General features: G+C 70.0%; 6 protein-coding genes. All 6 read right to left on the bottom strand.

Annotation, left to right across the window (positions count from 1 at the left end):
* Positions 1-63: 63 nt before the first annotated feature.
* Positions 64-702: a hypothetical protein gene (locus FB384_RS15890; protein ID WP_183783894.1), complete on the bottom strand. Its 639-nt coding sequence runs from the start codon at positions 700-702 to the stop codon at positions 64-66.
* Complete coding sequence (locus FB384_RS15885; protein ID WP_183783891.1) at positions 695-1,132, bottom strand: acyl-CoA thioesterase; 438 nt, start codon at positions 1,130-1,132, stop codon at positions 695-697. The genes FB384_RS15890 and FB384_RS15885 overlap by 8 nt, the downstream gene beginning before the upstream one ends.
* Positions 1,129-6,066, bottom strand: coding sequence for an NAD-glutamate dehydrogenase (locus FB384_RS15880; protein ID WP_183783889.1), 4,938 nt, complete (start codon positions 6,064-6,066; stop codon positions 1,129-1,131). The genes FB384_RS15885 and FB384_RS15880 overlap by 4 nt, the downstream gene beginning before the upstream one ends.
* 107 nt (positions 6,067-6,173) lie before the next feature.
* Positions 6,174-10,013 carry a hypothetical protein gene (locus tag FB384_RS15875; RefSeq protein ID WP_183783887.1) on the bottom strand — a complete coding sequence of 1,280 codons (3,840 nt, stop codon included), beginning with the start codon at positions 10,011-10,013 and terminating at the stop codon, positions 6,174-6,176.
* Positions 10,014-10,170: 157 nt separating this feature from the next.
* Positions 10,171-11,847 (bottom strand): energy-dependent translational throttle protein EttA, encoded by a 1,677-nt coding sequence (ettA, locus tag FB384_RS15870; protein ID WP_183783885.1) that lies wholly within the window; start codon positions 11,845-11,847, stop codon positions 10,171-10,173.
* Positions 11,848-11,942: 95 nt separating this feature from the next.
* Complete coding sequence (ssb, locus tag FB384_RS15865; RefSeq protein WP_183783883.1) at positions 11,943-12,383, bottom strand: single-stranded DNA-binding protein; 441 nt, start codon at positions 12,381-12,383, stop codon at positions 11,943-11,945.
* Positions 12,384-12,519 lie beyond the last annotated feature (136 nt).

Genomic DNA, 12,519 nt, shown 5'->3' with positions numbered 1-12,519 from the left:
CCGCGACGGACCGCGGCCACTGATTCGCTGCGATCGCCGCAGGTCACCCGCAGCTGTGCGGTTTCAGAACAGCAGCGGCAGCAGCGCGTGCCTGCGGCGGACGACCGCGCCGTACCGGCCGTCGAGCCGCAGCCACGCGTCGGTGGCCGTGACCCGCACGACGTCATCGGCGACGGAGGAGTCGACGAACCCCATGCCGGACATCGCGAACAGGCACCGCATCGGCACCTCGAGCTCGGTGTTGTCGTCGCCGGACACGGTGAGCACGGTCTGATCCATGAGCGACGCGGGAGGCGTGCCCTGCGGTCCGACGTTCTCCCTGGCCACGGCGACCCCACGATCGGCGAGGTCGGCGACGACGGCCGCAGGCAGCGTGTCGACCTGTCGCCACCCCGCACCCGACGGTAGTTCGGAACGCCACAGCAGATCGCGCGACGGACCCGGGTCCATCCGCTCGCCCGGCGCGACGGTCAGTGCCGCGAGCAGCTCCGAGCCCGACACGGTCACGTCGCCCGGCTCGATCTCGCCCTCCACGGCACGCGTCACGAGCACCTCGAACGGGGTACTCGCCCATGCTTCCAGCACGCCGGGCCTGCGCATGCGCAGCCGCACGACCGCCTGCCCGTCGAGGCGGACCGCCCTGGCTATGAACGCACCCAGCGACTCGCGGTCGGCCGGGTCGGGGATTCGCAGCTCAGGCACGGTCCGCCTCCGGGATGTGGTCCGTCAGGAAGGCACGCTCCTGCGCGGCGAGCCTGCGGGGACGCGCGGCTCCGACGTCGTACGGCGCAAGCAGCGTCCACGCCGTCACGGCCACCGGGTCCGATTCGGACGGTCCGTTGTGGACACGATAGGCGAGTGTGAACGACGCCTGCTGCAATCGGGTCATGGTGATACCCACCCGCAGTTGTTTGCCGTCGACGATCACCGGCTCCTTGTAGTCGACCCCGAGCTTCACCACGACCGTACCCTTCGCGAACTCGCCGAGACCCTGAGCGGTCGCGTCGTCGAACAGCAGCGGCACCCGCGCCTCCTCCAGCAACGTCACCATGCGCGCATGGTTGACGTGGCCGAACGCGTCCATATCGGACCAGCGCGGCCGGACATGCGTGACGTACTCGCCGACACTCATCCGACCGTGCTCCGGATCTGCCGCGCGGCGACCGACAGCGTCGCGAGGTCGATCCGCCCGGACCGCGAGATCTCGTCGAGCGTCACCCGGGAACGGGCCAGCCGGGAAGCATTCGCCTGCTCCCACTTGGCGATCTTTTCGTCGACCGAGTCGCCCGGATCGCTGTGCCGCAGGGCGTCACGCGTGATGGCCCGCAGCGAACCGTACAGGTCGTCCCGCAACGCGAGCCTGGCCAGCGCGTGCCACCGGTTGTCACGCTCGAGCTGGTTCACCGACGCGAGCATGTGATCGAAACCCAGGTGGTCCGACAGCGCGAGATACAGTTCGGCGATGTCCACCGGGGTGCCCTCGCCGTCCGGCTCGGCCACCTCGGCGACCTCCGTGATGTCCAGCAGCGCATACCCGAGCAACAGCTCACTGACGCGCTCCGCGAGCTCCGTGGGCACGCCCGCCGCGGTCAGCCTGCCAACCTCGGCACGCACCTTCTCGGCCTCACGCCCGCGCACCAGCTTGCCCAGCCGGCCGGTCAGCGCCCGCACCGGCTCACCGAACCGGTTGATCTCGGCACCGACGGCCAGCGGCTGCGGACGGTTCGTCAGGAACCACCGGGACGCCCGGTCGAGGAGCCTGCGGGTCTCCAGCACCATCTCGTCGGCGATGTCGGTCGCCACAACGGTGTCCAGCTCCGCGATCGCCTGCCACACCTCGGAAAGGCCGTAGACGTTCGTGACGACCGAGTACGCCCGCACCGCATCGGTCGCCGTGGCGTTGAGCTCCTCGGAGAGGCGGAACGCGTACGTCAGGCCTGCACCGTCGACCACCTCGTTGACCAGCCAGGTCGTCGTGATCTGGCGCAGCAGCGGGTGCTTGGCCACCGACGCGCCGAATCGGTTGCGCAGCGGTGTCGGGAAGTACTCGGCGGCGCGACGGCTGAACACCTCGGCGTCGGGCAGTTCGCTGGCGAGGATCTCGTCCTTCAGGTCCAGCTTGACGTGCGCCAGCACAGTCGCCAGTTCGGGCGACGTCAATCCCTGACCGGCGTGCTCGAGCTCGCTGAACCCGGAGTCGACGGGCAGCGCCTCGAGGTGCCGGTCCAGCGCCCCCTTGGCCTCGAGCGCGCCGACGAGCCTGCGGTGCACCGACACCATCGCGTCCGTGTGATGACGCGCGACGCCCAGCACCGCGTTCTGCGTGTAGTTGTCCCGCAGCACCAGCTCACCGACCTCGTCGGTCATCACCTCGAGCAGCTGGTTGCGCTCGGAGACCTCCAGCTCTGCCGTCTCGACGAGCTTGTCGAGCAGGATCTTGATGTTGACCTCGTGGTCGGAGCAGTCGACCCCCGCCGAGTTGTCGAGCGCGTCGGTGTTGACCTTGCCGCCGTGCCGGGCGAACTCGATCCGCCCGCGCTGGGTGAGACCGAGGTTGCCGCCTTCGCCGATGACCTTCGCACGCACCTGGCTGCCGTTGACGCGCACGGCGTCGTTGGCCTTGTCGCCCGCGTCGGCGTGCCGTTCGCCGGTGGCCTTCACGTAGGTGCCGATACCGCCGTTCCACAGCAGGTCGACCGGCGCCTGCAGGATCGCGTGGACCAGCTCGGCCGGCGACATGCTGTCGACCCCGTCGATGCCGAGCGCCTCGGCCACCTGCGGCGTGATCGGGATGGTCTTCGCGCTACGCGGGTAGATCCCGCCGCCCTCGCTGATGAGCGAGCGGTCGTAGTCGTCCCACGTCGAACGCGGCAACTCGAACAGCCGTGTGCGCTCGGCGAACGCACTCGCCGCGTCGGGGTTCGGGTCGAGGAAGATGTGCAGGTGGTTGAACGCGGCCACGAGACGGATGTGCTCCGACAGCAGCATGCCGTTGCCGAACACGTCGCCGCCCATGTCGCCGATGCCGACGACCGTGAAGTCCTGGCTCTGCGTGTCGACGCCGAGCTCGCGGAAATGCCGCTTGACGCTCTCCCACGCACCCTTCGCGGTGATGCCCATGTCCTTGTGGTCGTAGCCGACCGATCCGCCGGAGGCGAACGCATCACCCAGCCAGAAGCCGTAACTCTTGGCGACCTCGTTGGCGAGGTCGGAGAACGTCGCGGTGCCCTTGTCCGCGGCGACGACCAGGTAGTTGTCGTCACCGTCGTAGCGGACGACGTCGCGGGCGGGCACCGTGACACCGTCGACGAGGTTGTCGGTGAGATCCAGCAGGCCGGAAATGAACATGCGGTAGCAGGCGACGCCCTCGGCGTGCTGCGCCTCGCGGTCGATGCCCGGGTCGCCCGTGGCCGCCGGCGGACGCTTGACGACGAACCCGCCCTTGGCTCCGACCGGCACGATGACCGCGTTCTTGACCGCCTGCGCCTTCACCAGGCCCAGCACCTCGGTGCGGAAATCCTCGCGGCGGTCGGACCAACGCAGCCCGCCCCTGGCGACCGAGCCGAAACGCAGGTGGACACCTTCCACGCGCGGCGAGCACACGAAGATCTCGTAGGCCGGACGCGGCTCGGGCAGGTCGGGCACCTGCTGCGGATCGAGCTTGAACGCGAGGTACGGGCGAGGGTTGCCGTCGGTGTCGGTCACCCGGTAGTTGGTGCGCAACGTCGCCACGATGACCGACAGCAGCCTGCGCAGGATCCGGTCCTGGTCCAGGCTCGTGACCTCGTCGATCATCGAGCTGATCTCGTCGACCTGCTCGTTCGAACGGTCCTCGCGCTGCGCGTCGTCCGGGCCGAAGCGGGTTTCGAACAGCCGCACCAGCGCCGTCGCGATGTCGGTGTGCGCGAGCAGCGTCGTCTCGATGTAGTCCTGCGAGTACGGCGAGCCAGCCTGCCGCAGGTAGCGGGCGTACGCGCGCAGCACCGCCACCTGCCGCCAGTCGAGTCCGGCACGCAGTACGAGAGCGTTGAACCCGTCGACCTCGGCATCGCCCCGCCACTCGGCGGCGAAGGCGTCCTGGAAGCGCACCTGGAGGTCCTTCTCGGCCTCCACCGCGGCCATCACGCCCGGGTCGATACGCAGGCCGAAGTCGTAGATCCACAGGCGGGCACCGTCCTCCCGCGAGAGTTCGTACGGCCGCTCGTCGACCACCTCGACGCCCATACGCTGCAACAACGGCAGCATCGTCGACAGTGTCACGCCGTCGCCCTGGGTGTAGAGCTTGAACCGGCGCTCCCCCGGCGCCGCACCGTCAGGCAGGTAGAACGACATGCGCACGTCGGCGCGCCCCTCGAGGGATTCGAGCATGCGCAGGTCGCGCAACGCCGACTCGGCGTCGAAGTCCTCCTTGTAGGCCTCGGGGAACACCGTCGCGTAGCGCTGTGCCTGCTCGGTGGCCGATTCCTCGCCGGCGAACGTCACGGCCTTGCCGTCGCCCGCACGCTCCCTCCGTTCGGCGAGGATCGCCTCCACCATCAGGTCGTCCCAGCTGCGCATGGCCTCGGCCAGCCGCTCCTGGATCCGCAACGTGTCGGGTTCGACGGTCGCACCGGGATCGGTGTGGACGGTGAAATGCACCTGAGCGAGCTGCGTCTCGCCCAGCCGCGTCGCGTACTCCAGGTGCGTGCCCTCGAGCTCGTCCAGCAGCACCTGCTGCATCGCCAGCCGCGACCGTGTCGTGTACCGGTCGCGCGGCAGGAACACCAGGCACGAGTAGAACCGGCCGTACGTGTCGCGGCGCAGGAACAGCCGCAACCTGCGCCGATCGGCCAGCGTGATCGCACCCGTGGCCGTGGCGTACAGCGAATCCGGATCCGCCGAGAACAGGTCAGCCCGCGGCCAGTTCTGCAGCACCTCCAGCATCCGCTGGCCGGAGTAGGACTGCATCGGGAACCCGGCGCGGTGGATGACCTCCCGCACGCGGCGTTCCACAACCGGGATGTCGAGTACGTCCTCGTGCAGGGCCGTCGTGGTGAACATGCCGAGGAACCGGTGCTCGCCGGTGACGTTGCCGTCGGCGTCGAAGGTCTTCACACCGACGTAGTACGGGTAGATCGGGCGGTGCACCGTCGACGGCGCACCCGCCTGCGTGAGCACCAACAGCTCCGGCTTCAGCGCCTGAGCTGTCGAATCCGGTCCGGCGGTGAGGTTGCGAGCGGCGAGGCTGTCCTGCCGCAGCACACCGAGCCCCGACGCCAGCACCGCACGCAGCGCGGCCTCGCCGCCGTCGTCGATCACCTCGTAGTGCCGGTAACCGAGGAACGTCAGGTGACCGTCCGCCAGCCAGCGCAGCAGCTCCGCACCGTCGCGGACCTCCTGCTCGGACAGCGGCGGCGGCGTGTTGTCGAGTTCGTCGGCCAGGGAGAGCGCGGCGGCGGCCATGCGGTCGGTGTCCTCGACGACCTCCCGGACGTCCTCGAGCACAGCCAGCAGCCGGTGGTCGCACTCGCGTGCGCGATCCACATCGGTGATCGAGTCGATCTCCAGGTACATCCACGACTCGACCGTCGCGCCCGCGGGCGGCTGTTCGACGTCCCCGCCAGGATGGAGCTGCTGCAGACCGCCGGACATGTCCCGCGTGACCAGCATGATCGGGTGGACGATGCGCTGCACGTGCACACCACCGCGCGCCAGCTCTGCCACGACCGAGTCGACCAGATACGGCATGTCGTCGGTGACGACCTGGATGACGGTCGATTCGCTCGACCAGCCGTCCTCGGCGGTCGTCGGGTTGAACAGACGGAGTGCGGGCCTGCCCGGCACCCGGTTGCGTGCCAGCTCCAGGTGCGACCGCACGGCGCCGACGAGGTCGTCCGGGCTCTCACCGATGATCTCCTCGGCGGGGATCAGGCGGTAGTAGTGACCGATGAGGTCGGCGATGTCCGGGGCCTGTGCCGCCGCAGCGGCGATCAGGTCGTCCCGGAGTTGTTCCGGGCTCCGCCGGCTGGGCGTGGGGCCTTCCCGGTCCGCGTTCTGCGAACGGGACTGGACACCGGTCGAGCTCATGTCGGGCAACGCAACTCTCCAACTCTGGCGATGACAGCTCGGACGTGCCGTTCGGTCGTCGCCACTGTATCGGGACGCTGCCCTCCGGGTTGCCGGATGGCGCGGTCCTAACGATCGTGGCGGCCGCCGTGTCCCCGAGCGTGCGCGCTGCCGTTACGGCGACGGCCGTTCACGCCCGCCCCACTGCCGACGGCGTGGCCGTCACGGTCGTCGCCACCCGGCGTCGATGCAAGGGCCGCACCCGACGCGACCTGGTGCTCCGCGAGTGCACGCGCGAGCAGCTCCGCCAACCCGGCGTCCTCCGGCGGTTCGTCGAGCGGAAGCTCGTGGCGTGGCAGGTCGGGCACGCCGGTATCGGACACGGCCGGTTCGTCGACGCCCGATTCCGGGCGGGCGGATTCCGACGGTCCGGGCTCCGACGGTCCGGGCTCCGAGGTGCCAGAACCCGCGGTGCCGGAGGCCGAGGTGCTGGGGTCCGCGGTATCGGAGTTCGCGGTGTCGGAGTTCGCGGTGTCGGAGTTCGCGGTGTCGAAGTTCGGGGCGCTGGGGTCGGATGCCGTGGTTTGCCAAGAAGTGGCTTGCCAAGCAGCGGGTTGCCAACCAGTGGGTTCCGGAGCGGCGGGTTCGGGAACGGTGGATCCGGAAGCCTCATGCTCCGAGGGGACGGAATCCGAGGCGCTGGGCTCCGTCGCGGTCGTTCTGTCGTCCCTGGGGTCGTAGAACGCCGAATCCGGGAACGTGGCGGATTCGGTATGTCGTCCGGCATCGCTACTCGGCGCGATGTCGGTGGGCCTGGCCGGAGTAACGCTCGCCCCCGAAGCTCCTGTCGAGGAGTCGGCGACCGGTTCGTGACCGGACAGCGCGTGAGTGGCCGACAGGTGCGCACCACCGCGTGTGGTCGTCCGGTCCGATTCGGCCCCCGCGGCGTCGCCCCCTGAGCCCGGTTCCCCTTCCGGCGCGAGCGCTTCCATCGGCAGCAACGGCGGCGGCAACTTGACCCGCGGCAGCCACGGGTCTGCCACCGACTCACTCGCAGCGCCGATGCCACTGCCGGAACTGCCGGTCTCGGTAATTCCGGGGTCGAACCCGCCGTCACCGACCTCTGCGCCCACACCGGCACTGTGATCGACGGCAGGGCTGAAGTCGGTGGTGCTGAAATCCGTGGTGCTGAAATCCGTCGTGCCGTGATCGGCGGCGCCGCGGTCGCCGCTGTGATCGCCGGCGCCGTGGTCAACTGCCCAGCGAGCGTCCGCACCGAAGTCCGCAGTGTCGTTGCCGGTACCGGTGGTTCCGGTTTGTGTGGCCGCCGGGCCGATCGTGGGCTCGTCGGTGATCGCGGGAAGGATCGCCGTCGAGTCGTCGACCTGGGGCGCAGACGCCGTCGCTGCCGCGAGGATCGGCTCGACGCTGGCTCCCGCCGTCCCGGAGTCCAGCACGTCCGCCGCCGCCGACTCCGTGGAGCGGGACCTCGCAGGGTCGTCGGCCCCCGCCGGCCTGGTCGCCCCGGCACGGGTATCGACCGTCGACGGCGACGCGGACGACGAAGCCTCCGATGACGGCGACGCGGGCGACGACGAGCCCGCATCCGCGGCCCGGTGCGAGGACGCTGCCTCGCCACCGTTGTCGGCATCGGGAGAGTCGGATGAGGCTGCGTGGCGGCGGCCGCCGCGCGACGGCGAGATGCCCAGCCGGTCCAGCACCGAGCGTGCGGTGACCGAGCCGTGATCCACATCGCGGCGGCGGCGCTTCCGCGGCGTGGCCGGTTCGGACGAATGTTCGGACGAGGTATCGGCATCGCCGGCATTCGATCCGCCCGATGCGACCGCGTCTGCCACGGAATCGGTCTCTCCTGCCGACGTGTGGGCCCGCCTCGGCGCCGCCTGGTCGGACTCCGCGGCGTCAGCGGCCGGAGCGTCCACGGCCGGGGTGTCCGCGGCCGGGGTGTCCGAAATTCCTGAGGCGGCGGTCGTCCCCGTGCCATCGGCCGATGACAAGGCTGTCCCGGCTGTGCCGATCACCCGAAGGTCCGCCGTCGAGGTTTCCGCGGCCCCGTGCGAGACGGCGGCGTCCGACTCACGGTCGGCAGCCGTGTGGTCGGTGACCCCGTGCGCCGTGGCCGGTCGTACCGGGGCCCGTTGTTCCGGGGCCCGCTGTTCCGGGGCCCGCTGTTCCGGGGCCCGCTGTTCCGGGGCCCGCTGTTCCGCGGCCCGCTGGGCTGTTTCCGTCTGTTCCGGGGCCGCCTGTTCCGTGGCGCTCTGCTCGGTAGCGCTCCGTTCGGTGGCGCTCGGTGCGGTGTCCGCGTCGCCGGTGTCCGTGGTCGACACCGCGGTCGCCGGAGCGTTCGACTCCGCGGTCGTGGACCGGTCCGCCGGTGGACCGTCTGCGCGCGGTATCGCGGGCATCACCATGGTGGCTTCGGCTGCCGCCTCAGCCGGTTCGTTCGTGGAGGCCCGGTCGGCCGCAGCGGTAGTCGCATCGCTCGACCGGGACGTCTCACTGCCCGCTGCCGACGACGCGCCACCGGCGACGGTTGCTCCGTTCCGGGCCTGCGGGCCGTGGCCGTTGACCGGCTGATGCCCGTTCACGGCCGCACTGTCGGCGCGGGTGGAGACGTCGCTCTTCGGGGACCTGCCGCCCGCGGGGGTTCCGTTGACCGCTCCGGCACGCTGGGCATCGGCCGCGACCTGCGATGCGGCGGGATGCGCGGACGCCGGTCCGACGGCCGAGGGCACCCCCGCGGCCGGAGCCGGGACCGACTGCTGCGGACGCGCCGAGGTGACGATCTCGGCCAGATCCACCGGCGCCTGCTCACCCGAACCGAATTCACCGTGCAGGACGGCACGCGCCTGACTGCGAGCACGCGCGTACCGCTGCTCGGCTGCCCGGGCGTTGTGCAGACACGTGACGGCTTCGGCGGGATTGCCGATGCGTTCCTCAACGTTCGCCAGTTCCAGCCAGAGCCGCGCGACCACGGTGTCGAGGTCGTGGCGCACCACGCCGTACAGCGCGTCACGCAGCATCGTGGCGGCGGATTCGGCCGCGCCGTTGCTCAGCAGGACGCGCGTGGCCAGCGCGGCACGGAGCCACGCGGTCGGCGCGACGGCCGCGGCACGCTCCGGTTCGTCGAACAGTGACTGCGCCGCTTCCAACGCGGGCTCACCGTCCCCGCGGTCCAGCAGCGAGCACACGAGCTCCAGGACGAGTCGGACCCTGGCGACCCCGCCGTCCCGGGACGGGTCGGCCATCCGATCGAGGAAGCCGATGCCCGTGCGGGCTGCATCGGCGGCGCCCATCGTGTCGCCGTGGCGCCTGCGGTGCGCGGACACCCCGAGCCTGATCATGCCGCGCGCCATGAGCTTGTCGTCCTCGTCGAGTGTGGCGTCGGCGGCCACGAGACGGTCGCCTTCGAGGAGCACCCGATCGAGCTCGGCCTTGCGTCCCAGCGTGCCAAGGCAGCCCACGAGGTGACACAGCGCGGTCGCGCGCCGCACTGTCGACAGGCCGCTCACGGTGAGCACCGGCCGCAGGATGGCCAGTCCGGTGAGGGGCGCACCGACACTGCGCGCGCACACGGCCAGGTCGGTACGGACCTGCGCGGCGATCACCGGGAGTTCGGCGTCCTCCGCCGCGCGCAGGGCCGCGACCGCCCGCCCGACAGTGGAGGCCCGATGCCCGAGCAGGACGTGTGCGTGAACGACCGTGGCCTCGGCCCGCACCCACAGCGCGTTCGCGCCGGAGGCCTCCGCCAGGCTCGCCGCCCGTTCACCGAGAATCGCGGCGAGCTCGGGCGCCCGCCACTCCATCGTGTCGGCGCGATCCAGGAGCTGCTCCACTGCGGACAGGTCGCCGACGCCGCCCGCCGTGACGTCGTCTCGGTGCACACCACGAGGAACCGCGGTGTCGCGGCCGTTGACCGCGTGCGTACCGGCCGACTCAGTGGCAACCACGGGGACTCCGCTCTGTGAGGCCTTCCATTCCTGCAGATGGGCGTGCCGACGAGCCGGCGGTCCGGGGCCGGTTCCCGTGCTCGGGTTACCCGGCCCGGCCGCCGACTCGTGAGAGACCGACCCTATCCAACGTCGCAGCGGTCCCTGGTCCGGGTGATCAGTCCCGGGTGAGCTTGCGGTGGGTCACGCGGTGCGGCCGCGCCGCCTCCTGCCCCATGCGCTCGATCTTGTTCTTCTCGTAGCCCTCGAAGTTGCCCTCGAACCAGAACCACTTGGCCGGGTTCTCGTCGTCACCCTCCCAAGCGAGGATGTGGGTGGCGATGCGGTCGAGGAACCAGCGGTCGTGGGAGATGACCACGGCGCAGCCCGGGAACTGTTCGAGCGCGTTCTCCAGCGAGCCCAGCGTCTCGACGTCCAGGTCGTTGGTCGGCTCGTCCAGCAGCAGCAGGTTGCCGCCCTGCTTGAGGGTCAGGGCGAGGTTCAGGCGGTTGCGCTCGCCGCCGGAGAGCACGCCTGCCTTCTTCTGCTGATCGGGTCCCTTGAACCCGAACGCACTCACGTAGGCACGGGACGGCATCTCGACCTGGCCGACGTTGATGTGATCGAGCCCGTCCGAGACGACCTCCCACACGGACTTGTTCGGGTCGATCCCGGCCCGCGTCTGGTCCACATAGGCCAGCTTCACGGTGTCGCCGATCTTGACGCTGCCCTCGTCCGGATCCTCGAGGCCGACGATCGTCTTGAACAGGGTCGTCTTACCGACGCCGTTCGGGCCGATGACGCCGACGATGCCGTTGCGCGGGAGCATGAACGACAGGTCGTCGATCAGCAGGCGGTCGTCGAAACCCTTCTTGAGGTGCTCGACCTCGACCACCGTGTTGCCCAGCCGCGGGCCCGGCGGGATCTGGATCTCCTCGAAGTCCAGCTTCTTGCTCTTCTCCGCCTCCTCGGCCATCTGCTCGTACCGTTCGAGACGCGACCGGGACTTGGTCTGCCGGGCCTTGGCGTTGGAGCGCACCCACTCCAGCTCGGACTTGAGCCGCTTGGCGAGCTTGGCGTCCTTCTTGCCCTGCACCTCGAGGCGTTCCCGCTTCTTCTCGAGGTACGTGGAGTAGTTGCCCTCGTAACCTTCGACACGGCCGCGGTCGAGTTCCATGATCCACTCGGCCACGTTGTCCAGGAAGTACCTGTCGTGCGTGACGGCGAGGACCGCGCCCGGGTAGTTCGCGAGAAACTGCTCGAGCCACAGCACGCTCTCGGCGTCCAGATGGTTGGTGGGCTCGTCGAGCAGCAGCAGGTCGGGCTTCGACAGGAGCAGCTTGCACAGTGCGACACGGCGCCGCTCACCGCCGGACAGGTGCTCCACGGGCTCGTCGCCGGGCGGGCAGCGGAGTGCGTCCATGGCCTGCTCGAGCTGCGAGTCCAGTTCCCACGCGTCGGCGTGGTCGAGGTCTTCCTGGAGCTTGCCCATCTCGGCCATGAGCTCGTCGGTGTAGTCGGTCGCCAGCTGTTCGGCGATCTCGTTGAACCGGTCGAGCTTGACCTTGATCTCGCCGAGGCCTTCCTCGACGTTGCCGCGCACGGTCTTCTCCTCGTTCAGCGGCGGCTCCTGCTGCAGGATGCCGACGCTGGCGCCGGGCTGGATGAACGCCTCGCCGTTGCTGGGCTGGTCGAGTCCCGCCATGATCTTCAGGACGGTCGACTTGCCCGCACCGTTCGGGCCCACGACGCCGATCTTCGCGCCCGGGAAGAACGCGGTGCTGACATCGTCGAGAATCACCTTGTCCCCGACGGTCTTGCGCACCTTCTTCATGGTGTAGATGAACTCGGCCATACCGCGATCGTAGAGCCGAGCCGCGAGCCGGCTGACGGCGCCTCGCCTTGTCGCCCTGAAGGTCCGCGGCTCGGCCCTCGACGGTCACGGACACGTCAGGCCGCCGAGGCGGTCGCCATCGCCGGCTCCGCCGTTTCCCCGACGCCGTGCCCAGGGTCGGGACGATTCCTGCCCCGGGGGTTTCGCTGAACCCCACTGGTGCACCACGAAAGATTCGGGCCGACGGCCTGTGCCTCCAACTCGGTCACCGTGCGCGACTGCCCGTCCGTGACGAACTCGGTTGTGTACAACCGCCCGCTCACCACGACGGGATCGCCCTTCGACAGCGAGTCGCGCACGTTCTCCGCGAGCCGCCGCCAGCAGGAGACGCGCACCGCGAGGGACCGGCCGTTGCACCACTCCCCCGATTCCTTGTCGTAGCGCCGTTCGTTGCTGCGCAGCCAGAATCCGGCCACCGAGCCGCTGTGGGTGTCCTTCATGAACACCTCGCTGGAGATGTTGCCCACCACGGTCACCGTGGTCTCACCGATCGCCATTGCCGTTCCTCTCGCCGGGTTTGTTCGGTGTCTCCACCGTGCCCGGCGACGTGGGCCGGCAAGGCCGCCGCGGCGAATCTGTGGACAGCTGTCGGCGACGTGGACAACCCGGCCGGGACCAGGCCGGTCCCGGCCG

The sequence above is a fragment of the Prauserella sediminis genome (genome assembly GCF_014195435.1).
Taxonomy (GTDB): domain Bacteria; phylum Actinomycetota; class Actinomycetes; order Mycobacteriales; family Pseudonocardiaceae; genus Prauserella; species Prauserella salsuginis.
This window is presented reverse-complemented; position numbering and strand designations above follow the sequence as displayed.

Excerpts from the sequence above, each read along its gene's own strand:
- ettA (WP_183783885.1), bottom strand. The coding sequence starts at position 11,847 with ATGGCCGAGTTCATCTACACCATGAAGAAGGTGCGCAAGACCGTCGGG.
- FB384_RS15880 (WP_183783889.1), bottom strand. The coding sequence starts at position 6,066 with ATGAGCTCGACCGGTGTCCAGTCCCGTTCGCAGAACGCGGACCGGGAA.
- FB384_RS15885 (WP_183783891.1), bottom strand. The coding sequence starts at position 1,132 with ATGAGTGTCGGCGAGTACGTCACGCATGTCCGGCCGCGCTGGTCCGAT.
- ssb (WP_183783883.1), bottom strand. The coding sequence starts at position 12,383 with ATGGCGATCGGTGAGACCACGGTGACCGTGGTGGGCAACATCTCCAGC.